The sequence below is a fragment of the Photobacterium pectinilyticum genome (genome assembly GCF_024357955.1).
Taxonomy (GTDB): Bacteria; Pseudomonadota; Gammaproteobacteria; order Enterobacterales; family Vibrionaceae; genus Photobacterium; species Photobacterium pectinilyticum.
This window is the reverse complement of sequence record NZ_JANEYT010000002.1, coordinates 120584-145136: the sequence shown is the minus strand read 5'-3', so window position 1 is coordinate 145136 and position 24553 is coordinate 120584. Positions and strand designations below refer to the sequence as shown.

Below are 24553 nucleotides of genomic sequence, written 5' to 3'. Positions count from 1 at the left end.
TGGTGATTTATAATGTCGTGTTCTGGATTATTTTTTTTGTTCATTCAGCGCACGGATACGGCTTGCCAGCGAGTACAGGCGGATAAAGCCACCCGCATGGCTGTGATCGTATACCTCATCCTCGCCAAAGGTTGCAAACTCTTCGGAATACAGGCTGTTGACAGAGCGCTTCTGTACTACCGTAGCTTGGCCTTTATACAGTTTCACGACAACCTCACCGCTCACATCTTGTGACAGCTCTTCCGCTGCCGCCAACAAAGACTTGCACAGCGGGGTAAACCAACGGCCATCGTAGATCAGGTGCGACGCTTTCAGGCCGACACTTTCACGGAATTCAAACGCATCTTTATCCAGTACCAGTTGTTCAACGGCGCGCAGAGCTTCATTCATGATGGTCCCCCCCGGCGTTTCGTAACAGCCACGAGACTTGATCCCGACCAGACGGTTCTCGACGATATCAATACGTCCTACACCATGCTCAGCACCTTTCTCATTGAGGTAAACCAAAGCATTGTAGGGTGACATTGCTTCACCATCGACTGCGATGATTTCACCTTTCTCAACCAGAATTGAAACCTGCTCAGGTTTTTCCGGCGCATCTTCAGGATCCTTAGTCCAAACCCAGCACAGCTCGTTCGGCTGATTCCAGGTCTCTTCCAGCACACCACCCTCGGTGGAGATATGCCACGCATTGGCATCACGCGAGTAGATTTTTTCCAACGAAGCCGAGCACGGGATATTACGCTCTGCCAAGTAATCCAGTAAAGCCTCACGGCTACGCAGATCCCACTCACGCCATGGCGCAATCACTTCCAACTGTGGCGCCAATGCCGCATAGGCACTTTCGAAACGCACCTGATCGTTACCTTTACCAGTACAGCCATGGCATAGCGCATCAGCCCCGACTTCCAACGCACATTCAACCTGCGCTTTGGCAATAATAGGGCGAGCCATTGACGTACCCAGCAGGTATTTACCTTCGTAAATCGCCCCAGTCTTCAAGCTTGGGTAGATATAGTCCTTGACCATTTCTTCTTTCAGATCGGCGATGTAGCAAGCGGAGGCACCTGAGGCCAGCGCCTTTTCTTCGATGCCTTCCAGCTCTTCCTCACCCTGACCGACATCGGCCACGAATGCCACCACGTCACAGTCATAGTTTTCCTTGAGCCAAGGAATAATCGCCGAGGTGTCCAGACCGCCGGAATAAGCCAATACTACTTTATTTATTTTGCTCATAATTCTCTCCTGATTGCCTGTTCGACGGTCTTCCCGCTCAGGCGATTTATCAATCCGTGTGTACTACATCTTATGTATTCAATAACCGCAGGCATTACGCCTGAGGTGAAAATTTGGTTCCGATACTCTGACCGTCAAACAGTGCAGCCAACTTATCGGGATAGCGCCAAGTCGCGACTTCGATTGAACGCCCCAGAGCATTCGCCGCTTCAAAAGCAGCGCGGACTTTAACCACCATGCCATCGGTGATCACCGCCTGGGTGATCAACGCTTCAGCTTCAGGCTCGGTCAGCTCGCTGATCAGGTGCCCCTTACCGTCCAATACCCCACTGACGTCCGACAGCAACACCAACTCACCATCGAGCGCCGCAGCCACGGCGACAGCGGCTTGATCAGCATTAACATTCATTAGCTGGCCCTGGCTATCAAGGCCAATTGAGCTAACAATCGGCAAGAAACCAGCCTGCATAATCAGATTGATCAGGCTACTGTCACCCGGCTGTGCTTTGCCCACAGCCCCAAGTTCAGGGTCCAACTCAGTCACGTTACATAGCCCGCCGTCAGCAAGGCTGAGGCCTACGGCTGCAACGCCCGCTTTTTTCGCCTGCCCCTGCAGCAACTTATTGGCTGTCCCCGCCAGCGCACCGGCGATATAGGGGATTTGTTCAGTAGGGGTCACCCGCAGCCCTTCTTTCTTCACCGTTTCCAGTTGGAGCTTGACCATCAAGTCATCAACCAGGTAACCACCACCATGGACCAGAACCAAAGGGCGCTGCGCCTGCTGCTGGTAAGCATTGATGGCACCAAACAATTTTTCTAGGGTTTCACCGCAAGACAGTACTGCACCGCCTAGCTTTATCACCAAAGGAACCTGATTCATCGCGACTCTCCTAACCTTTATACCAACGCTGTAAGCTGAGGGAAACCATTTCGAATATTTATGCACTGCATCGCTTGCGATGACGCCCCTTTGAGCAGGTTGTCAATCGCAGACGTTAAAATAATGTGTCCACCCTGTACCTGCCAACCGATATCACAGAAGCAAGTGTTAACGACACTCTGTAATTTAGCCGCTTGCTGGCCCAGTAAGCGCACGGCATGCTTGTCGCCTTTCTCGCTATAAGCCGCAACCATTGCTGCCTCGACCTGCTCAGCCGTTACACCATCAGCCAGTTTGGCCGTAATAGTGGCCAAAATACCGCGTTTAAAGTTGCCAAGGTGCGGGGTAAAAATCACCTCCTGACCAAGGTGAGTGGCGATCTCAGGCTGGTGACGGTGGGTGAAGATGCCGTAAGCCTGCAAGCTGACTTCACAGTAACTGTTGGTCATTGATGCCTTACGACCTGCACCTGACACACCACTGACTGCATTAATGACTGGCCATTGCTGCGTATCCAATAACTGATTTTCTAGCAACGGTTTCAACGCCAATTGTGAAGCCGTCGGATAACAGCCCGGTACAGCAATGAGCTGGGCGGTAGCGATAGCATCATGGTTCCACTCAGCAAGGCCATAAACCGCTTGCTCTAGCCAAGCCGGGAACTGATGTTCGAAGCCATAATACTGGGTATAGAACGTATCCCCCTGGACCCGAAACGCACCCGATAAATCAAACACCTGGCAGCCAGCATCCAAAAATGTCGGGGCTAAGTCATGGCTCACTTCATGGGCCGTTGCCAGTAACACAATATCCCCAGCTTTCGCGACTTCAGCTGGTGCCACCAAAGGCTGCAACGGTAAATCAACAATGCCCTTGAGCTGGCCATGCAGAGCACTGATAGGCTTGTTAGCATCTAGGCTGTTGGCTGAGACATACAAACCAGCCAAGTTGAGGTGTGGATGCAGATGTACCATTTTGGCCAGCTCTGCGCCGGTGTAGCCGCTGGCACCGATAATATGGGCGTTCAACATAGTAAGTCCGTTTGTTTGATTTATGGGTTTTTGGGGTATTACTGACAGCAGGGCTGTCTCGGGATGGGGTGCGCAGAGGCACCAAGCGAAACTCAGCGTCGTCGGAGGGCGTGTTGTGATTGGCTATTCGCTTGGTTCATGGGGCTTCGTACCTTTCTCAGTTACGTTACTTCAGTTTCGTTACAATTTTCGCTACCGTTCGGTTAACAGCTCTTGTTCGTTAACCATCGTTCAACATGGATATTTTTATTCACACATATTGAATTAATATGTTTTTACCGATATTTACTACCGGTGTCAACTCTTGGTAGAGAAAAAATCATATTTTCGTCAGTATCCTCTCCTCGTCACCCAAGCCCCCTTCTATATACTGCAGCACAAAGCACTAAAATGGCCGCAAAGTGCCTCCTTTCACGACATATTGCACAACAAGCACGCGTATTTTGTGCCTTATCACGCCACTTCAGTGACACTTTGTTACAGCCCCAGTTTCATAACATGATAAAAATCAATGTACTGTCGTTTTCTTACCAGTTATGACGATCAATGTTGACCTCAAAGCCTGAACACGGCTAGATTGTTGTCTATTGAGTTAATTGGATGTAATAAATTTACAAGATGGATGCGATATGAACGAAAAGTACAGCGCGCTTAGAAGCAACGTCAGTATGCTCGGCCACATGCTGGGCACGACAATCAAGGATGCGCATGGTGAAGCGCTACTGGGTAAAGTAGAAACCATCCGCAAACTGTCCAAATCTGCTCGAGCAGGTAGCCAGGACGATCGTGCCAAGCTGATCGACGAACTGCAGAACTTACCAGACGACCAGTTACTGCCTGTTGCCCGGGCCTTTAGCCAGTTCCTGAACCTGACTAATATTGCCGAGCAGTACCATACGGTGTCTCGCCATAGCGAAGAACATATCTGCAGCCCAGATTCTATCGATGCCCTGTTTGCCAAACTGGATGAGCAAGACATCAGCCAATTCGATTCTATTCAGGCGATTCGCGACCTCAATATTGATCTGGTACTGACAGCCCACCCGACGGAAATTGCCCGCCGTACCATGATCCACAAGCTGGTACAGATCAACAAATGCCTCTCCAAACTGGAGCTAAGCGAACTGTCGGCCTGCGAGCGCCAACGCGTTGAGCGCCGCCTAGAGCAGTTGATAGCTCAGGCATGGCATTCTGATGTGATCCGCAAGCAACGTCCAACGCCGCTTGATGAAGCAAAATGGGGCTTTGCGGTCGTTGAAAACTCACTATGGCACGCCGTACCTGAGTTCCTGCGCCATTTTGATGAGAAGCTGACGGCTCACCTCGGTGAAAGGCTGCCGATTGATGCCGCGCCAGTGACCTTCTCCTCATGGATGGGCGGTGACCGCGACGGTAACCCGTTTGTGACCTCGGAGGTGACCCGCGAGGTATTGTTGCTGTCACGTTGGAAAGCGGCCGATCTCTACCTGCAGGATGTCAAGGAGCTGGTCAGTGAGCTGTCGATGGTTAAATGTAACGACGAGGTACGTGAGCTGGCTGGTGACGAGCATGAACCGTACCGCGCCATCCTTAAGGATCTCCGCGCCAAGCTAACCAATACCCGTGACGTACTTGATGCCAAGATCAAAGGCCTCGATGCACCAAGTTTCGGGATCATTAATGATATCGAACAACTATGGAACCCGCTGTACGCCTGTTACCAATCACTGCACGATTGCGACATGGGGATCATTGCCGACGGCCTACTGCTTGATGTTCTGCGCCGAATCAAGTGTTTTGGTGTGCATCTGGTTCGCCTTGATATCCGTCAGGAAAGTACCCGCCACTCCAATGTCATTTCAGAGCTGACCCGCTACCTAGGCTTGGGTGACTACGATCAGTGGAGCGAGCAGGATAAAGTCGCTTTCCTTGTTCGTGAACTGTCGTCCAAACGTCCGCTGCTACCACGCGACTGGGAGCCCTCAGCCGAAGTCAAAGAAGTCATCGATACCTGTAAGGCGATTGCAGACCAACCTCGCGAAGCACTGGGCGCTTATGTCATTTCCATGGCCCGTACCGCCTCCGATGTGCTGGCGGTTCATCTCCTACTACAAGAAGCCGGCTGCAAGTTCCGGATGGACGTTTGCCCGCTGTTCGAGACCCTAGAAGATCTCAACAATGCCGAGAGCGTGATCAAACAGTTGATGAGCATCGACTGGTACCGTGGCTACATTCAGAACCACCAGATGGTAATGATTGGGTATTCCGACTCAGCCAAAGATGCCGGCGTCATGGCGGCAGGCTGGGCCCAGTACCATGCAATGGAATCTCTGGTTAACGTGTGTGAAGAAGCAGCGGTTGAGTTGACCCTGTTCCACGGCCGTGGCGGTTCTATTGGCCGTGGCGGTGCACCTGCCCACGCCGCACTATTATCGCAGCCACCGCGCAGCCTGAAAGGCGGCCTGCGAGTGACTGAGCAAGGTGAGATGATCCGCTTTAAGTTGGGTCTACCGGAAGTGGCAGTCAATAGCCTGAGCCTATACGCCAGCGCGATCCTCGAAGCCAACCTGATGCCACCACCGCAGCCGAAACAAGAATGGCGCGAGCTGATGGATGTACTGTCAGAAGTATCTTGCGATGCCTACCGCGATGTGGTTCGTGGCAATGAGGAGTTTGTCCCGTATTTCCGTGCTGCAACGCCTGAGCTGGAACTGGGCAAGCTGCCGCTAGGCTCACGTCCTGCCAAGCGTAACCCGAAGGGTGGCGTGGAAAGCCTGCGTGCTATCCCATGGATTTTCGCCTGGAGCCAGAATCGCTTGATCCTGCCTGCTTGGCTGGGTGCCGGTGAAGCGATCCAGTTCTCGATTGACAAGGGCCACGCCCCTCAACTGGAAGAAATGTGTCGCGAATGGCCATTCTTCTCAACCCGTCTAGGGATGCTGGAGATGGTGTTCACCAAGACCAATATCGGAATTGCCGAATACTACGACCAGCGCCTGACCGACAAGTCGCTATGGCCTATGGGCCAGAAGCTACGCGATCAGCTACAGCAAGACATTAAAGCCGTGCTAACGGTAGAAAACAGCGCCCACCTAATGGAACAAAACCCTTGGGGCGCCGAGTCTATCCGTCTTCGTAACATCTACGTTGAGCCGCTGAATATGCTGCAGGCCGAATTGCTATACCGTACCCGCCGCCAAGAAACACCATCACCAATGCTGGAAGAAGCCTTGATGGTGACCATTGCTGGTATTGCAACGGGTATGCGTAACACCGGTTAAGCGGCAAAAACATCAAACCACAACACAAAAGGCTACCGACACTTCGGTAGCCTTTTTTTCCGCTATTTTTTCTTTGCCTCATTATTGATACACCTCTACGGATATAACGTTAGCTAGAATAAAACCGCACGCACTGAAACCACTTGATAGAAAACAAATTGCAGTAAAGAACAAATACAAATTATCACGCAATATATAGACCAGCATCACAAGACGGGCAATTGGTTGCACCAGTTTTCGTTGATATCACGCTCTGATGTCGAAAAATAGTCCGTTGATGTGTATGCTACGTGATCTCGATCAGGCACTGCAACAATACGATTATAAAAACGCCAATGAGCGATGGGTACGTTGCGGCCAGTTCCGGCCATGCCAGTCGAGTTATTTTTTTATGTAGTATTTTAACGGATAGAAGAGATGTCACTACCACACGTTATTTTAACTGTGTTGAGTAACCGCGATGCCACTGGTTACGATATCACCAAAGAGTTTTCCCACAGCATTGGTTATTTCTGGAAAGCCAGCCACCAGCAAGTGTACCGCGAGCTGAACAAAATGGCCGGCAACGACCAAGTAACCTGTCAACTTGAACCACAAGAAGGCAAACCTGATCGTAAGGTGTATTCCATTACTGATCTGGGCCGTCAAGCACTGTTTGAATGGTTCCAAGAGCCTGCCCGTAACCCAACCATCCGCGATGAGTTTTCAGCTAAGCTGGTCGTTTGTGGTGTGCACAATTCAGAGCCGATGCAGCACCAGCTCGAAGGCCTGATTGAAGAGTCGCATACCCTTATCAACCACTACAACGAAATGGAAAAAATCCATTTTGCTGACCACAAAAACCTCGATCGCCAATCCCGTCTTGACCGTCTAACCCTTCGCCGTGCGATCCACAATCGCCAGGCTTGGATTGACTGGGCCGAGGAAGTATTGATCGAGCTGAAAGACATGGACTCAGCGGGTAGCCCGGTTGCACTTTAAGCGCTGACTACCAAACATAAAAAAGCCGCTCAATGCGGCTTTTCTTTTATCTGCTATTTGGATATCCAAGATTAGGCTTTGGCACGTACCCCTAGCGTATGGCAAATCGCATAGGTCAGTTCGGCACGATTTAGGGTATAAAAGTGGAAATCTTTCACGCCTTCACGGCTAAGTACCCGTACCATATCAATCGCGTTGCTAGCTCCCAACATCTGACGGCTGAGCAGATCCTCATCCAGCCCTTCATACTGCTTCTCGAGCCAGCCTGGAATTTTCACATTATTGGCATTAGCAAAACGCTTAGCTTGCTTCATATTGGAGACAGGCAAGATCCCCGGTACGATTTCAACATCGATACCTGCCGCCACACAGCGGTCGCGGAAACGCAAGTAGCTTTCGACATCAAAGAAAAACTGAGTAATGGCACGGCTAGCACCGGCATCGACCTTGCGCTTGAGGTTGATCAAATCCGCCTGGGCGCTTTTGGCTTCAGGGTGCACTTCCGGGTAGGCCGCAACCGAAATATCAAAGTCGGCTTCCTTACGCAGTAATTCAACCAAGTCTGCCGCATACATGTCAGGCTTGGCACCTTGTTCAGGAAGGTCACCACGAAGGGCAACGATGTCACGGATACCATTATTCCAATAGTCACGGGCAATGGTTCGCAGCTCATCACGGGTAGCATCGATACAAGTCAGGTGCGGGGCCGCGATAAGCCCAGTCTGATCTTTGATGTCCTTGATAATTGAGTGGGTGCGGTCACGCTCACCGGAGTTGGCACCATAGGTGACCGAGACAAATTTAGGTTGCAGCGTCTTCAAGCGATGAATGGAATTCCACAGCGTCTGCTCCATCTGCTCACTGCTTGGCGGAAAGAACTCGAATGACACATTGATGTTGCCGTCAATGTCAGCAATATTCTGATTCAGTGAATCCAGGTTGCTTGCGTGTGAATAGCCCATAATCCTTTCCTTACTCTTGTTGGCTCGCGGCCACTCCCTAAACTAAGACATCAAAATAACCGTTTAGACGTCTATATGTCTACAGAATGTCTTGTAAACAATTTATTGTCAACATGATGATCATGAATAATTTTCAACTTCAAATTGCAATATCTTCAACATTCCCTGATAGCACAAAGCCCGCAAATAGCGGGCTTTGAGAGTATAGGATACTCCTGCAGAGATTTGAGCTATTTAGATGGACAAAGCTGGACTAATACGCCGGCTAACCACCAATCACCCAGCATATAGCACTCAGTTTACAGCCAGGAATTCTTCAAAATTGAAGGCATTTACAGCATCGAAGCCAAACGGTTGATATCCGACAACAAGGCACCCGCCGTCACATCTCTGCCAGCCCCCGGTCCACGGATCACCAGCGGGTTATCACGGTACCAGTGGCTTTCGATGGCAAAAATATTATCACACGGCAGCAAATTGGCCAGGGCATGCTCTCGAGACAACGCCTCTATCCCCACTGCCGCCTTACCATGGCGATCCAAACGGGCGGTGTAGCGCAGTACTTTCTCTTCTTTCTGGGCCTTGAGCAGGCGTTCATGCAGCAACTCATCCAGCTCTGCAGCCTGCTCGAAGAAGTCATCTACACCAAGCGCTGCCAGCGAATCCGGTACCAAGGTTTCGACCTTGACCTGCTCGGGCTCCAGCGACAACCCCGATTCTCGCGCCAAAATAACCAGCTTACGCATCACATCACTGCCATCCAAGTCATGGCGCGGATCCGGCTCGGTCAAGCCCTGCTGCCAAGCCAGTTCGACCAGCTGCGAGAAAGGCACCGAACCATCGTATTGCTGGAACAGCCAAGACAAGGTACCGGAGAAAATTCCTGACAAGGCGATGATTTCATCGCCGCTCTCACGCAAGTCACGTACCGTGTGATTGACGGGTAACCCTGCCCCCACCGTGGCGTTGTATAGCCAAAAACGGCTGCTCTTGGCAAAGGCATCGATCACTTGATGGTAATACTCGCCAGACGCAGAGCCCGCTACTTTATTAGCCGAAATCAGGTGCAACCCAGCTTCAGCCACCTGCGGGTAGCGCGCAGCCAGTTCGCTGCTCGCTGTCACATCCAGCACCATGACATCATCATAGGTATGGTGGGCCAGCACCGATAGCCAATCGCCATCGGTTTGATCATACCCAACCGACTCATCATCAAAAGCATGATGGGCCCGGCCGGCATCAATGCCGTTAAAATCAATCCAGTGGCGGCGGCTATCAACCACGCCGATCAAGGTAAAACTCATGCCATGGCGCTTTTCCAGCGTCGCCTTCTCGCGCTCGAACAACTCCAGCCAGCGACTACCGATATTCCCCTTGCCACAGAGGACAAGACCAATGCGTTTCTGGGCTTGGAATAAACTCTGGTGGATCCCCTGGATTAAGCTGTCAGTATCAGCCTTACGCAGTACGGCAACCAAGCTCAAACCCGATTCAGACTCGGCAATAAATTCCAACGCCTGGCCTTTGATCTGCTGATAGAAGCCATAGCAATGAACGGCATTGTTCACCACCCCGGCTCCCACGGCCGCCACCAACGAGAAACCCTCACGCAAGCGTAAATCCGCGGCAATGCCGCTGTCTTGCAACTGGGCCAATACGCTATTTACCACCTCGGCCGTATAGGCCAGCTGAACCCGGCCTTTATCCGGTTCAAAACAGCGGGCGAGCGGTTGTAATTGGGTACGCTGCAAGAAGCGCTCGATATCAGAGGCGATAGGCGCGAAGTCATGGGCCCGGGTCACCGACAGCTCAATCAGGCACACCTCATTGAGCGAGGTAATAATTTTGGCACCGCGCCCAGAGGCCAGAACCCGCTCGACCCGGGTCGAGCCTTGCTCCGGCTGATGGCTGCAGCGCAGAGTCAAATCAATCGCGCTTTGGGCGACAGGCTGCAAAGTACGGCTATGCAGTACCGGCGCCGCCAAGCGGGCCAATTCACTGGCCTCATCAAGACGTAACAGTGGCAACAAGCAGGCATCGGCAACCTTGCGAGGATCGGCACTGTAGACCCCAGCAACATCACTCCAGATGGTGACGCGATCAACATCGGCCAGCGCACCAATCACCGTCGCCGAATAATCAGAACCATTTCGCCCAAGCAACACGGTTTCGCCAGCACCATTCTGGGCCATGAAACCGGTGATCACCACCCGCTGCTGGCTATATTGGGCTAACTGCTCCTTGAGCAGCGGTCGTGACAGGGCACGATCAACTTCCGGCTGTGCAGAACGCTCAGCACGTAGGAAACAACGCGAATCCACACTCACCGCAGACAGTTGCTGCTTGCTCAACAAGGCAGCCAACAAACGGGCTGACCATTGCTCACCATGGCCCAGCACCTTGGCTTGCTCGGCTTCATCCCGAGGCTTTTCCGCCAGGTTTGATAAGACTCCCAGCTCAAGATGCAGTTGGGTCAGCAGCTCATCGGCCGCCTTTCCGTCCAGCAACGATTCGATCAATATCTGCTGGTAACTGCGCAAGGACTGCAAAGCTTCATGGGCCTGGCGACCGTCCTTATTCAGCAGTTCAAGCCATTCAATCAGGCTGTTAGTGGTCTTGCCAGCTGCCGACACTACCACCAAGTCATTATCGTTCGAATATTCCCGCAAAATGTCAGCTACCCGCAGGTAGCACTCGGGATCAGCTAGGCTACTGCCCCCGAACTTATGCAATTGACGTGAAAGAGAAACGCTCATTCAAGCCACCTCCGCGGCTTTGTTGAAAGCCTGCTCAAGATCAGCAATCAAATCTTCTGGATCCTCCAGACCAACCGAGAGCCTCAACAGGGTCGGCTTCAAGCCCGCTTCGGCCTGGGCTTCATCCGACATCGCACGGTGCGTCATACTCGCCGGGTGACAAATCAAGCTCTCCGTTCCGCCTAGTGACTCTGCCAATGAGAAACTGTTGAGCGTTTTTACAAACACTTCCAGCTGCGCCATATCACCGGCAATTTCGAAACTCAGCATCGCCCCAAACCCTTTTTGCTGCTTGAGCGCAATGTCATAGCCCGGGTGCTCAGGCTGGCTCGGGTGGTAAATATTGCCAACCAACGGCTGTTGCTGCAGGTATGCCAAGATCTGGCGGCTATTTTCTTCATGCATCCGCATTCTTGGTGCCAGGGTCCGCAACCCCCGCAATGTCATATAGGCATCGAACGGCGCCCCAGTCGCCCCGATACAATTTGCCCACCAAGCGATCTCTTCGGCATGCTCTTCAGTCTTGGAAATCAACACGCCACCGACCACATCCGAATGGCCGTTAATATATTTGGTGGTTGAATGAACAACAAAATCGGCCCCCAACGCAATAGGCTGCTGAAGGATCGGAGACAGGAAAGTATTGTCGACAGCCACCAATGCCCCAGCTTGTTTCGCTGCAGCACAGAGCTCCGCCACATCCACAATACGTAACAATGGGTTTGACGGGGTTTCCACCCAGATCAACTTGGGCTGCAGTGCCAACGCTTGGGCGACTGCAGTCGGATCAGTTTGGTCAATAAAACGAACCTTAAAGTCGCCCTTTGCCGCACGGGTATTGAACAAGCGATAGGTGCCGCCATAACAATCATGCGGCGCTATGATCAAATCTTCCGGCCCAATCAATGCTGAGGCAAGCAAGTTGATCGCCGCCGTACCACAGTTGGTCACGACCGCGCCCGCGCCCCCCTCAAGCTCTGCCAGCGCATCGGCCAGCGTATTGCGGGTAGGGTTGCCAGAACGGGAATAATCATATTGCGGCACCTCTCCTAGTTGCGAGAAGCTATAGGTCGAGGTTAAATAGAGAGGGGGAACCACAGCATTATACTGGGTATCGGATTCGATGCCGGTGCGAACAGCGACGGTGGCTAGCTTCTTGTCACTCATTATTACTTTCCTTGTCAGGGCGGCCCTGCCGAATAACTTTTATGCAACAACATAGCGACAATTAGTGAAGACGTCAACACTTCTAGACGTCTATATGTCTTTGCTTATGGCAGTAAATCCCGCTAAAATTCAGGCATACTATATTTCATCACTTTTATATCGCTGAGAAGGTAACAAATGGCAGAGTGGAATGGCGAATACATCAGCCCTTACGCGGAACATGGTAAGAAAAACGAGCAAGTCAAAAAAATTACAGTTTCGATTCCATTGAAGGTCCTGAAAATCCTGACAGATGAACGAACTCGTCGCCAAGTCAACAACTTGCGCCATGCCACCAACAGTGAACTACTCTGTGAGGCCTTCCTGCATGCCTATACCGGCCAGCCACTCCCAACTGACGATGATATCCGTAAAGACCGACCGGACGACCTTCCCGCTGAAGCTAAAGCGCTAATGGAAGAAATGGGCATCACATACGAAGATATCAACGAATAAGAATCCAAGTAAACTGCTACGCATAATGCCAGCATTTTATGACGATAAAAAAACCAGCCACATGGCTGGTTTTTTTGTATGCGCTACAGCCTGGAGGATTTACTTCACTTCCATATAGCCAACAGGCATATCGATTCGCGCAACGCCCGAGTCTACCGCCGCTTGGGCTACAGCCTTGGCAACACGTGGCAACAGGCGTGGATCCATCGGTTTAGGGATAATATATTCGGTACCAAATTCAAGCTTGTCGGCACCTGCCGCCGCAACCACTTCTGCCGGTACAGGCTCTTTTGCCAGTGAGCGAATAGCATCAACGGCAGCGAGCTTCATCTCGTCATTGATTTCGCTCGCGCGAACATCCAATGCCCCGCGGAAGATGAACGGGAAGCAGATAACATTGTTTACCTGGTTTGGGTAGTCCGAACGGCCAGTACCCATGATCAAATCATCACGAACGGCATGAGCCAGCTCAGGCTTGATTTCTGGGTCGGGATTAGAACACGCAAATACCACTGGCTTGTCGGCCATTAGTTTCAGTGATTCCGGCGCCAACAGATCGGGGCCCGATACGCCGACAAAAATATCCGCACCTTCAATCACATCTTCTAGCGTACGCTTGTCAGTATTGTTGGCAAACAGCTGCTTGTATTCGTTAATATCATCACGGCGGGTGTGGATCACCCCCTTGCGGTCAAGCATGTAGATTTTCTCTCGCTGGGCACCGCACTTGATCAGCAACTCCATACACGCTACGGCCGCAGCACCAGCCCCCAAACAGACAATCACTGCTTCATTGATTTTCTTGTCTTGCAGCTCTAGTGCATTGAGCATACCCGCTGCAGTGACAATCGCCGTACCGTGCTGATCGTCATGGAATACAGGTACATGGCAACGCTCAATCAGGCGCTTTTCGATTTCGAAACAGTCTGGTGCCTTGATATCTTCTAGGTTGATCCCACCAAACGTATCGGCAATGTTCGCCACCGTGTCGACAAACTCATCGATAGTACGGTGCTTCACTTCGATGTCTATCGAGTCCAGGCCAGCAAAGCGTTTGAACAGCAGTGCTTTACCTTCCATAACAGGTTTTGACGCCAATGGGCCTAAGTTACCCAAGCCAAGGATAGCGGTACCATTGGTGATCACCGCGACCATGTTGCCTTTACCGGTGTACTTGTAGACATTCTCTGCGTTTTGCGCAATTTCACGCACTGGCTCAGCCACACCCGGGCTGTAGGCTAGCGCCAGGTCTTCGACGGTATTGGCCGGCTTGGTGAGCTCAACGGCGATTTTTCCTGGTACAGGGTAAGCATGGTAGTGAAGGGCCTGTTGGCGAAAATCTTCAGACATAGTGTTCGAAATCCTGACTTGGGTGACTTTATTTTAGATTTTGGACATAGATCATATTCTATGGCAGCACAAAATCCTAGCACCGAACATCTGGTCGATCCAATGATTCCCAGAGTGAGTCGCCGAGGTAGGTGGGGAATATAGCGTATTAGGCGATGGCTAAAAGATGGAATTGCCAACTTTGAAGGCAACAAGATGCTAATAGGGAATAGGGCTGGCAAAACTACGGCAGAAAAAATGGACATAAAAAAAGGGATGCTTGCGCATCCCCTTTTTCGACATTCATCTGGCAATTACTTGCTAGAAAGCGCACCGAAACGCTTGTTGAATTTGTCGATACGGCCACCAGAGCTAACCTGACGCTGCTTACCAGTGTAGAAAGGGTGACACTTGTCGCATACATCTAGGTTGATGTCTTTACCCATAGTAGAGTTAAATACGAAAGTGTTGCCGCAAGAACAACGAGCGTTTACTGCAGTGTACTCTGGGTGAATACCTTGTTTCATGGGATAACCTCAAAAGTAAGGCCGTGTCGCTCTCCCGATCCAAAGCCGGGCACCACACGCGTTAATAAATATACGTAACGGCTGAACTGCCAATACGCCAAATTAGGCGGCGTATAGTAATCAATCAAACAGTTCAGATCAACCAATATGCGCCTTTTTTCGCCGCTTTGCTGCCCGAGGCTGGGCAAGGTACACTTCTCTATCTTAGTACATGCGGATTTAGCGGTTATATATGACGCCCAATATTGCCCGAGTGGCCCTTCCTGTTCCCCTGGACAAGCAATTTGATTACCTGGTCAAGCCCGGCCAGCAGCCTGCTATCGGTGGGCGGGTCAAAGTGCCGTTTGGGCGCCAGCAGTTAGTTGGGATCGTGATGACCCTTACAGACAAGTCTGATTTCCCTCTTAACCAGCTCAAGCCGATCTACAGCGTACTTGACCACTCGCCACTGTGGGAGCCGAGCCTGTTCAAGCTATTGAACTGGGCCAGCCAATATTACCAATATCCGCTTGGCGATACGCTGGCCAATGCGATGCCAGCCTATTTGCGAAAAGGCCGTGAGGCATCACCATCGACGCTAAAAATGTGGCAGTTGACTGACGCGGGGCACAACCAACCATTGACGGCCCTCAAGCGGGCACCGCGCCAAGTCCAGGCCTTGACGATGCTGCGTCAGGGGGCTTTGAGTCATGAAGCCCTGCTTGCCGAAGAGGTCAGCAATGCCACGTTGAAAACCTTGACCGAAAAAGGGTGGATTGAAGCGCTCGAGCAAGCACCAGCAATGCGTCACTGGCAATCGCAGTTCGCGGTTACCGAGGAGAAACCCCGTCTCAACGAGGAGCAAGCCTTGGCGATTGCCAGTGTCAACGCCAATCCGGAATTTGGCTGCTACCTGCTAGAAGGTGTTACTGGCTCGGGCAAGACCGAGGTTTACCTCAACCTGCTTGAGCCCGTGCTAGCAGCCGGCAAGCAAGCGTTGATCCTGGTGCCGGAAATTGGCCTGACTCCACAAACTATCAACCGCTTCCGCCGCCGCTTCAATGTGCCGCTGGAGACGATCCACTCCGGGCTTAACGACACCGAACGGCTGTCAGCCTGGCTTGCCGGGCGTGATAACCAAGCCGGGATCATCATCGGCACCCGATCGGCCCTGTTCACCCCGTTTGCCAACCTCGGCATTATCATTGTCGACGAGGAGCATGACGCTTCCTATAAGCAGCAGGACAGCCTGCGTTACCATGCCCGGGATCTGGCCGTGATGCGTGCCAGCCAGGCCAATATTCCGATCGTGCTCGGCTCCGCAACCCCGGCACTGGAAACGCTGCACAACGCCAAGAGTGGCAAGTACCACCACCTAATTCTGTCACGCCGAGCAGGCGCTGCCCAAGCAGCTCGCCATGGCGTGCTGGACGTCAAAGGGCAATACCTAGAGGCGGGATTATCTGCCCCACTGATCGCCCGAATGCGCCAGCACCTCGAGGCCGGTAACCAGGTCATGCTGTTCCTCAATCGCCGTGGGTTCGCACCGGCGGTGATCTGCCATGACTGTGGCTGGCTGGCCGAGTGCAAGCGCTGTGACGCCTACTATACCTTCCACCAGCAAAGCGGTGAGCTACGCTGCCACCACTGTGCCACCCAGCGTCCGATGATGCACCAGTGCGGCCAGTGTGGTTCGACCCAGCTCAATGCGGTGGGTGTTGGTACCGAACAGCTCGAGCAGCAACTCGAGATGTTGTTTCCGAATTACAGGACCGTGCGTATCGACCGCGACAGTACCCGCCGTAAGGGCAGCCTTGAACACTACCTCGAGGCCATTCGCAACAACGAATACCAAATATTGATTGGCACCCAGATGCTGGCCAAGGGTCACCATTTTCCCGATGTCACCCTGGTTGCCCTACTTGATGTTGACAGTGCACTGTTCAGCAACGATTTCCGGGCCAGCGAACGCTTGGCCCAATTGTTTATCCAGGTCGCCGGCCGTGCGGGACGGGCCAGCAAACCCGGAGAAGTGGTATTACAAACCCATCACCCTGAGCATGGTCTGCTCCAGGCCCTGCTCTACAAGGGCTACGATCACTTCGCCTCGGGTGCCCTGAGCGAGCGCAAGCAGGCATGGCTGCCACCGTTCACCTACTTGGCCTTGCTGCGGGCCGAAGCCAACCAAAGCGAGCTGGTCGAGCAGTTCCTCCAACAGGTGAGAGGAATTTTCGAAACCAGTCCTGTCGCCAGCCAAGAAACGATGGTAATGGGCCCCAATCCTGCTCCGCTGTCACGCCGGGCGGGCCGCTACCGTTGGCAGTTACTACTACAAGCACCTAGCCGCAGGGCATTGCAACAGTGGCTGTCTGTTGCCAAGCCTGCCATCGCTTTGCTTCCTCTTGCCAAGAAAATCCGTTGGTCGATTGATGTCGAACCGCAGGATTTAACTTAAAATGAACAATGCGACATATGTCACATATTGGATGTAATTTATGCTGTTTAAAGCATGTTTAATCCCCGGCATACAGCCTACAATAACAAGCTCGCTGGCTTAGGTATCGGCTGCTTTGGCCATGATCCCCCAGCGGAAAAAGAGAGAAAAATAATAGAGAGGAACCTTAACTATGGCGACAATGAAGGATGTTGCCCAGCTCGCCGGTGTCTCGACGGCCACGGTCTCCCGTGCCCTGATGAACCCGGAAAAAGTGTCAGCCTCGACCCGAAAAAAGGTCGAACAGGCTGTCATGGATGCTGGCTATTCACCCAATTCACTGGCTAGGAATCTTCGTCGCAACGAATCAAAAACCATCGTCACTATCGTGCCCGATATCTGTGATCCCTATTTCACCGAGATCATCCGGGGTATCGAAGAAGCGGCGATGGAACATGGTTACCTGGTCCTGCTTGGCGATAGCGGGCAACAGAAAACCCGTGAGAATTCGTTTGTTAACCTAGTATTCACCAAACAAGCCGACGGTATGTTACTGCTCGGTACTGACCTACCCTTTGATGTCAGCAAGCCTGAGCAAAAGAACCTACCGCCTATGGTCATGGCGTGTGAGTTTGCCCCGGAGCTCGAACTGCCAACGGTCCATATCGACAACCTGACCGCAGCCTTTGAGGCCGTCAATTATCTGACCCAAATGGGGCACAAACGCATTGCCCAAGTCACCGGGCCTGACAATGCAGCCTTGTGCCAGTTCCGATCTCAGGGTTACCAGCAGGCGCTGCGTCGGGCGGGGGTTGAACTCAACCCCGCGTATACGGTCAAGAGCGACTTCAGCTTTGCCGGTGGTGCCCGTGCGGTTACAGCCCTATTGTCGCTACCCGAGCCTCCAACAGCTCTGTTATGCCACAACGATGTAATGGCGATCGGTGCTATGCAGCAAGCCAAGCGCCTTGGCTTTCGGGTGCCACAAGATCTGTCAATTGTCGGCTTCGATGATATTCAGTTTGCTGAATACTGCGATCCACCGCTTACCACCGTCTCCCAACCACGCTACGAGATCGGGCGACAGTCGATGATGATGCTGCTCGATATCCTCAAGGGTAAGGACATTGCCTCTGGCTCACGCCTGCTAGATGCTAAGCTGGTGATCCGCGAAAGTGCCGCGCCACCCGCCAACTAAGCCGGCTTACCACGCAATTTTTGGGTACAAGCTCACAAAACCTATACCTTACGGTGCAACCTAAAAGTCAGGATGCATCGCAAGGTCTGGTCAGAGCTGACGCAAATTTGTACCATAGGTTTATTCAACTCACCTTAATACTGATTGACATCGTGGCTACCAAAGATTACGTCAAACGCGGCAGAGCCGCCGCCAAGAAACCCCGTGGCAACCGCAATCAAGTCTCAAGCAGTGGCTTCCCGATCAAATGGGCTGCTATCGCCCTGTGCTTGGTTGGAGCCCTGGGCTATGGGCTGTATTACCTGTCCGCCAACCCGGCCCCGCAACCCCAACAACCCACCAGCCCGTCGGTTACCAAGCCCGAGCCGGTCAAACCGGTAAGACCGAAGGCGGAACCTGTGACGCCGCCAAAAGCGTCCAAACCGCTACCGCCTAAGCCGGAAGAGAAATGGCGTTATATCGAAGAGCTGGAAAACAAGGAAGTGCAGGTCGATGCCAAGAAAGAACAAGCCCCGACCAAGCCATACTTGATGCAGTGCGGTGCCTACCGCAGCCAGAGTCAGGCCGAAGAACGTAAGGCCATGATTGCTTTCCAGGGACTGACTAGCCAAATCAAGGTCAGCCAGGGTGAAAAAGGCAACTGGTACCGGGTGGTTCTCGGGCCTTATCCGCAAAAACGCAAGGCCGAAAGCGACCGTAACCAGTTACGCCGGGCCGGTATCGAGCCATGCGCTATCTGGTTCTGGGAGTAGCCCAGCAGTCGAATAAATAAGGATGCCTGTGGCATCCTTTTCTTTTCCCCCTTGAAACTTTTCCCAGCCGTCCCCAGATCTGCAATATATCGAAACCGGCATGATGACCGGAGCAGACCACAAGAGGTAAGACCGTGACAACTATCGTATCTGTTCGTCGAAACGGTAAAGTCGTTATCGCAGGTGATGGCCAGGTGTCCCTTGGCAACACCGTCATGAAAGGTAACGCCCGCAAAGTACGCCGTTTATACAACAACAAAGTTCTGGCTGGCTTTGCTGGCGGCACAGCGGACGCCTTCACCCTATTTGAACGTTTCGAGCGCAAGCTGGAAATGCACCAAGGCCACTTGCTAAAAGCAGCTGTGGAACTAGCAAAAGACTGGCGTACCGACCGTATGCTACGCAAACTGGAAGCCCTACTGGCTGTCGCGGATGAAACCGGCTCACTGATCATCACCGGCAACGGTGATGTAGTTCAGCCTGAAAACGATCTGATTGCGATTGGCTCAGGCGGCAACTTCGCCCAGGCGGCAGCAACCGCACTGCTGGAAAACACCGATCTCAGCGCCCGTGAAATCGCCGAAAAATCACTGACTATTGCCGGTGATATTTGCGTCTTCACCAACCAGTTCCACACCATTGAAGAGCTTGAAGAATAAGGAAGGGCTATGTCTGATATGACTCCTCGCGAAATCGTCCACGAGCTTGACCGCCATATCATCGGTCAGGACAAAGCCAAGCGTGCGGTGGCCATTGCCCTGCGTAACCGCTGGCGCCGCATGCAGCTACCCGAAGAGCTGCGTGTTGAAGTAACACCGAAAAATATCCTGATGATCGGCCCGACCGGTGTCGGTAAAACTGAAATCGCCCGTCGCCTGGCAAAACTGGCCAATGCGCCGTTCATCAAAGTAGAAGCGACCAAGTTCACCGAGGTCGGCTACGTGGGTAAAGAAGTCGAAACCATTATCCGCGATCTGACAGATGTGGCGATAAAAATGACCCACCAGCAGGCAACCGAAAAAGTCCGTTTCCGTGCTGAAGAGCTGGCCGAAGACCGTATCCTCGACATCCTGCTACCACCGGCACGCGATGCGTGGGGACAGAACGAAGAAGCGGACAACAGTTCATCGGCACGTCAGTCATTCCGCAAAAAGCTGCGTGAAGGCAAGCTGGATGACAAGGAAATCGAAATTGATGTAGCGGCCCCACAGATGGGCGTCGAGATCATGGCTCCTCCTGGCATGGAAGAGATGACCAACCAGCTTCAGGGCATGTTCCAGAATCTGGCGGGTAACACCACCAATAAGCGCAAGATGAAAATCAAGGACGCGATGAAAGCCGCGACCGAGGAAGAAGCAGCAAAACTGGTCAACCAAGAAGAGCTGAAAGAGCAGGCGATTTTTGCTGTCGAGAATAACGGTATCGTATTTCTCGATGAAATCGACAAGATCTGCAAGCGTGGTGACACCTCTGGCCCAGATGTATCTCGCGAAGGGGTACAGCGTGACCTGCTTCCGTTGGTAGAAGGCAGCACGGTATCAACCAAGCACGGCATGGTCCGTACCGACCACATCCTGTTTGTTGCCTCTGGCGCGTTCCAGGTCGCCAAGCCATCGGATCTTATCCCTGAGCTGCAAGGCCGCTTGCCAATCCGTGTTGAACTTGAAGCACTAACCAGTAACGATTTCAAACGTATCCTGACCGAGCCGAATGCCTCGTTGACCGAGCAGTACAAAGCCTTGATGGCGACCGAATCGGTTAACATAGATTTTGACGAGAGCGGTATCGACAAGCTGGCCGAAGCCGCATGGCAAGTGAACGAGCGTACCGAAAATATCGGAGCCCGCCGTCTTCACACCGTCATGGAACGCCTGATGGAAGAGCTGTCTTACGATGCCTCTGAAAAATCCGGCGACCAGATTGTGATTGACGGTGCCTATGTCACTTCACGCTTGGGTGAACTGGTTGAAGACGAAGATCTGAGCCGCTTTATCCTGTAGCTCGGCATTCGCTGATCCCATCAAACGGCACTCTTAGAGGTGCCGTTTTTTTGTTCTCAAACAAACAAAGTGGCGATAAAGTTGCCCCCTGCTACAGTTACGCCATAATAAGCACCTACTTGTTTACCGGTTTAAGATCACATTATGAAATCATCTTCTCTCGCAATTTGGCTCGATGCGGCAAGGCCGAAGACCCTGCCCCTGGCCATCGCCTCAATTGTTTGTGGCAGTGCAGTAGCAGGATGGCAAGGAAGTTTCTCCGCAGTCATTGCAGGTCTTGCCCTGCTGACCGCACTGTTATTGCAAATACTCTCCAACCTCGCCAATGACTACGGTGATGCCGTCAAAGGCACAGATAACGACCAGCGATTGGGCCCCCAGCGTGCGATCCAATCTGGCATGGTCACCCAGACGGCGATGCGTAAGGCGATGATCCTCAACACCATCTTGACCGCAGCCAGCGGCCTGAGCCTGATTTTTATCGCCACCAATAACCTGCAGGATATGGTCGGTTTCATACTGCTTGGCCTAATGGCTATTGCCGCCTCGATTGCCTATACCGTCGGTAACAAGCCCTATGGCTACCGGGGTTTGGGCGATCTGTCAGTATTGATGTTCTTCGGCTGGCTGGGCGTGGCTGGCACCTATTACCTGCAAGCCGGACAAATTGATTCAATCATCATGCTACCGGCGACGGCTTGCGGCCTGCTGGCGGTAGGCGTTCTAAATATCAATAACTTACGTGATATCGACAACGATCGCGAATGTGGAAAACTGACACTGGCAGTACGCATGGGACCAGAGTGGGGCCGTAAATACCACTTGTTCCTACTTTTTGGCAGCGTACTCTGCCTCGCCTTGTTTGCCTTGCTGGAGCTGCACTCTCCGTTTGGCTGGTTGTTTATCCTCAGCTTACCGCTACTGTTCAAGCACGGTAAACAGGTACTGCAATCGGCAGACGGTGCCGCACTGCGCCCAATGATGGCCACCATGGTCAAATGTGCATTGCTCACCAACTTGTTGTTCGCCGCTGGCGTAGTATTGGCTGCTGCCTGAATATCCTTGAAGTTAACAGGGATATATCCTTGTACGAAGGCTAAACAACTGGTTATACTTTCAACAAGTTAAGATTGGTCGCTGCTGCCAGCGGCCAGTCCACCCTTTTCAATTGCCACAGAAGAAGCGCGCTTATGGAATACAATACGTCCGAGTTATGCGATATCTATCTCGACAAAGTTGACGTCGTCGAACCCATGTTCAGCTCCTATGGCGGTCGTAGCTCCTTTGGCGGCCAGGTTACTACGGTTAAATGCTTCGAAGATTGCGGGCAAATCCGTTCTGCCCTGCAAGAAGCAGGGGCTGGCCGGGTATTGCTGGTTGATGGCGGCGGCTCTCTGCGCCGGGCGTTGATCGATGCCGAACTTGCCCAACTAGCCGTCGAGAACGAGTGGGAAGGGTTGATCATTTATGGCTGTGTCCGCCACGTTGATGATCTCGACGAACTGGATATCGGTATTCAGGCCATAGCCTCGATTCCCGTTGGTGCTGATGAAAACAGCATCGGCGAGGTGGATGTTGCGGTCAATTTTGGTGGGGTCACCTTCCTGCCGGAAGATCATATCTATGCCGACAATACCGGGGTGATCCTCTCCCCCGAGCCGCTCGATATCGACTAATCCATTGCAGTCAGTAACCCCCATAAAAAAACAGAGCCAATGGCTCTGTTTTTTCTTGCACGGCAGGCTCATTGACTGCCCGGCAACAATACGTTTATTCAACGTGTTCCATCTTGCCCAATAGCGCACGTACGCGCTCTTGCCATGCCTCGTGGTCATGACGCAGTTTGCTGTTCTCTTGCTCAAGCTCTTCGCGGCTAGAACGCAATGCTTGCGCTTCGCCCGCCAGACCATTATTTGTTTCTTTTAGTTCTTCAATTTCCATTTGTAGCAGGGAAATTGTATCAACAGCCATTTGTACTTTGGCTTCCAGCTTTTCGAACATTTCTAATGACATATTGTCCACCTGTATTCAGCCTATCTATTTGCCCTAACAGTTAAGGCAACGTTCCACAGGCACGTTTACGATTGATTATCACCTATTCTAACGAGGCTACCGCCTTCTGACATCTACAAATACCATGCTTTTTAGCAAATGGGGAAATTTTGCACGAAATTCATCAAATCCTTGCTTTCCATGCGCTTGCTATACCGCCTAAATGTAATGCCAAGAAGATTGGCAAAAGAAATGAGCAAGCCGTGCAAAATTCATTCTGCATCGCAGCCAAATGCGTAAAATTGCGATCAAACTCTATTTTAATGCAGCGGCGGCGTGCTAATTTTTATCATGATCGTATCTCTCTTGGAAAAATCCAAGAATTTGCCCCTCTGGCACATCCGACCTTTTCAGGTCGGATTTTTTATTTAAGAAACAAATACATACCTCCGCAATTCGTGTTTTAACCTCGCCAACCTTTAAGCAACAGTGGCACTGGGGAAATTCCCCGTTAAGTGGCAACCGTTTGCGCGAACGCGCAAAAAACAAACCCATTTTATGCTCGAACGCACATTTTCCGTTCAATCCGATTTTATTCTTGGTAGATTCGAGTACATTAGCCACACATAAATACAAAAATAGCTTTCCCCCTACGACATTAGACAAAAGGACTGAACCATGACTACCCAAAAACAACATACTCTGCTCGGCGAATGCCTGGCCGAGTTCATAGGTACTGGGCTACTGATCTTCTTTGGCGTCGGTTGTGTTGCCGCACTGGTACTGACCGGGGCCGAATTTGGCCAGTGGGAGGTTAGTATCATGTGGGGCCTTGGCGTTGCCATCGCTATCTACTGTACCGCCGGCGTTTCCGGTGCCCATATCAACCCTGCCGTTACCATTGCCCTGGCCCTTTTTCACGGCTTCGACAAACGCAAAGTCTTGCCTTACATCACCGCACAAATGCTCGGTGCTTTTTGTACCGCGGCATTGATCTACGGCCTGTACAGCAACCTGTTTGTTGAATTCGAAAGCGCCAACGGTATTGTCCGCGGCAGCGAAGCCAGCTTGGCGACTGCGGGGATTTTCTCAACCTACCCGCATGCCGCACTGTCATTTGCCGGCGCATTTGCGGTGGAGTTTGTGATCACCGCAGTATTGGTGTTCGCTATCCTAGCCATTGGTGATCAGAAAAACGGCGCCCCTCGCGGCGCGATGGGACCGCTACTTATCGGTCTATTGATTGCCGTAATTGGTGGCTCACTGGGTCCACTGACGGGCTTTGCCATGAACCCAGCGCGTGATTTCGGACCTAGATTCTTCGCCTTCTTGGCTGGCTGGGGCGATATGGCCCTGACCGGTGGTAAAGATATCCCATACATGATTGTGCCCATCCTGGCACCAATCATGGGTGCCGCATTCGGTGGCTGGCTATACCCTAAAGCTATCGGTACCTACTTGCCGGGCAATCGCTGTACCCTACCGAACCAGTGCGAAGAGACTGGCGAACAAGCAGCGAATGCTTAAAAACGAACACCTGAACCCTACACCCTAGAACATCTTCGGCCTGCCCC

21 protein-coding genes are annotated in these 24553 nt (G+C 52.2%); 12 read left to right on the top strand and 9 right to left on the bottom strand.

The genetic code is table 11. The features are described 5' to 3' along the window. Positions 1-27: 27 nt before the first annotated feature. The 3 genes from NHN17_RS01725 to argC all read right to left on the bottom strand — a co-directional run bounded on the left by NHN17_RS01725 (position 28) and on the right by argC (position 3147). Positions 28-1236 carry an argininosuccinate synthase gene (locus NHN17_RS01725; RefSeq protein ID WP_255040373.1) on the bottom strand — a complete coding sequence of 403 codons (1209 nt, stop codon included), beginning with the start codon at positions 1234-1236 and terminating at the stop codon, positions 28-30. Between the two features lie 94 nt (positions 1237-1330). Then, positions 1331-2116, bottom strand: a complete 786-nt coding sequence (gene argB / locus NHN17_RS01720; protein WP_255040372.1) for an acetylglutamate kinase — start codon at positions 2114-2116, stop codon at positions 1331-1333. Between the two features lie 17 nt (positions 2117-2133). Next, positions 2134-3147 carry an N-acetyl-gamma-glutamyl-phosphate reductase gene (argC, locus tag NHN17_RS01715; RefSeq protein ID WP_255040371.1) on the bottom strand — a complete coding sequence of 338 codons (1014 nt, stop codon included), beginning with the start codon at positions 3145-3147 and terminating at the stop codon, positions 2134-2136. 629 nt (positions 3148-3776) lie between these two features. On the opposite strand from argC, the gene ppc reads away from it, so the two are divergent. Beyond that, the gene (gene ppc, locus NHN17_RS01710; protein WP_255040369.1) at positions 3777-6407 is read left to right on the top strand and encodes a phosphoenolpyruvate carboxylase; all 2631 of its coding nucleotides are present in this window, start codon (positions 3777-3779) and stop codon (positions 6405-6407) included. Positions 6408-6824: 417 nt separating this feature from the next. Next, positions 6825-7388, top strand: coding sequence for a PadR family transcriptional regulator (locus tag NHN17_RS01705; RefSeq protein ID WP_255040368.1), 564 nt, complete (start codon positions 6825-6827; stop codon positions 7386-7388). Between the two features lie 71 nt (positions 7389-7459). On the opposite strand, the gene metF is transcribed toward NHN17_RS01705, so the two are convergent. The 3 genes from metF to NHN17_RS01690 form a co-directional block, all read right to left on the bottom strand. Then, on the bottom strand, positions 7460-8350 hold the full coding sequence (metF, locus tag NHN17_RS01700; protein ID WP_255040367.1) for a methylenetetrahydrofolate reductase: 891 nt from the start codon (positions 8348-8350) through the stop codon (positions 7460-7462). 332 nt (positions 8351-8682) lie between these two features. Next, on the bottom strand, positions 8683-11106 hold the full coding sequence (locus tag NHN17_RS01695; RefSeq protein ID WP_255040366.1) for a bifunctional aspartate kinase/homoserine dehydrogenase II: 2424 nt from the start codon (positions 11104-11106) through the stop codon (positions 8683-8685). Beyond that, entirely contained in the window at positions 11107-12273 is a 1167-nt protein-coding gene (locus NHN17_RS01690; protein ID WP_255040365.1) for an O-succinylhomoserine (thiol)-lyase, read from the bottom strand. Between the two features lie 177 nt (positions 12274-12450). Between NHN17_RS01690 and metJ the strand changes: the two genes are divergently transcribed. After that, entirely contained in the window at positions 12451-12768 is a 318-nt protein-coding gene (gene metJ / locus NHN17_RS01685) for a met regulon transcriptional regulator MetJ (RefSeq protein WP_068330548.1), read from the top strand. Between the two features lie 99 nt (positions 12769-12867). Here metJ and NHN17_RS01680 read toward each other — a convergent pair whose 3' ends face one another. Continuing rightward, positions 12868-14118, bottom strand: a complete 1251-nt coding sequence (locus NHN17_RS01680) for a malic enzyme-like NAD(P)-binding protein (RefSeq protein ID WP_255040364.1) — start codon at positions 14116-14118, stop codon at positions 12868-12870. A 293-nt stretch (positions 14119-14411) separates the two neighbouring features. Beyond that, positions 14412-14624, bottom strand: a complete 213-nt coding sequence (rpmE, locus tag NHN17_RS01675; RefSeq protein ID WP_008988141.1) for a 50S ribosomal protein L31 — start codon at positions 14622-14624, stop codon at positions 14412-14414. Positions 14625-14856: 232 nt separating this feature from the next. On the opposite strand from rpmE, the gene priA reads away from it, so the two are divergent. From priA to rraA, 7 genes are all read left to right on the top strand, one after another. Next, positions 14857-17058 carry a primosomal protein N' gene (priA, locus tag NHN17_RS01670; RefSeq protein WP_255040363.1) on the top strand — a complete coding sequence of 734 codons (2202 nt, stop codon included), beginning with the start codon at positions 14857-14859 and terminating at the stop codon, positions 17056-17058. Positions 17059-17230: 172 nt separating this feature from the next. After that, positions 17231-18235, top strand: coding sequence for a DNA-binding transcriptional regulator CytR (gene cytR, locus NHN17_RS01665; RefSeq protein WP_255040362.1), 1005 nt, complete (start codon positions 17231-17233; stop codon positions 18233-18235). A gap of 152 nt (positions 18236-18387) precedes the next feature. Beyond that, complete coding sequence (locus NHN17_RS01660; RefSeq protein WP_255040425.1) at positions 18388-18987, top strand: SPOR domain-containing protein; 600 nt, start codon at positions 18388-18390, stop codon at positions 18985-18987. 134 nt (positions 18988-19121) lie between these two features. Continuing rightward, a complete protein-coding gene (hslV, locus tag NHN17_RS01655) occupies positions 19122-19646 on the top strand; it encodes an ATP-dependent protease subunit HslV (protein ID WP_107299002.1) in 525 nt (174 codons plus the stop codon). A gap of 9 nt (positions 19647-19655) precedes the next feature. Continuing rightward, entirely contained in the window at positions 19656-20987 is a 1332-nt protein-coding gene (gene hslU, locus NHN17_RS01650) for an ATP-dependent protease ATPase subunit HslU (protein WP_255040361.1), read from the top strand. A gap of 144 nt (positions 20988-21131) precedes the next feature. Continuing rightward, positions 21132-22043: a 1,4-dihydroxy-2-naphthoate polyprenyltransferase gene (locus NHN17_RS01645; protein WP_255040359.1), complete on the top strand. Its 912-nt coding sequence runs from the start codon at positions 21132-21134 to the stop codon at positions 22041-22043. 134 nt (positions 22044-22177) lie between these two features. Next, positions 22178-22663: a ribonuclease E activity regulator RraA gene (gene rraA / locus NHN17_RS01640; protein ID WP_255040358.1), complete on the top strand. Its 486-nt coding sequence runs from the start codon at positions 22178-22180 to the stop codon at positions 22661-22663. 94 nt (positions 22664-22757) lie between these two features. On the opposite strand, the gene zapB is transcribed toward rraA, so the two are convergent. Then, the gene (gene zapB, locus NHN17_RS01635) at positions 22758-23000 is read right to left on the bottom strand and encodes a cell division protein ZapB (protein WP_107349797.1); all 243 of its coding nucleotides are present in this window, start codon (positions 22998-23000) and stop codon (positions 22758-22760) included. 149 nt (positions 23001-23149) lie between these two features. Between zapB and NHN17_RS01630 the strand changes: the two genes are divergently transcribed. Together NHN17_RS01630 and NHN17_RS01625 are read left to right on the top strand one after the other, a co-directional pair. Next, positions 23150-23446 carry a hypothetical protein gene (locus NHN17_RS01630; protein WP_255040357.1) on the top strand — a complete coding sequence of 99 codons (297 nt, stop codon included), beginning with the start codon at positions 23150-23152 and terminating at the stop codon, positions 23444-23446. Between the two features lie 211 nt (positions 23447-23657). Further along, complete coding sequence (locus NHN17_RS01625; RefSeq protein WP_255040356.1) at positions 23658-24506, top strand: MIP/aquaporin family protein; 849 nt, start codon at positions 23658-23660, stop codon at positions 24504-24506. Positions 24507-24553: the final 47 nt, after the last annotated feature.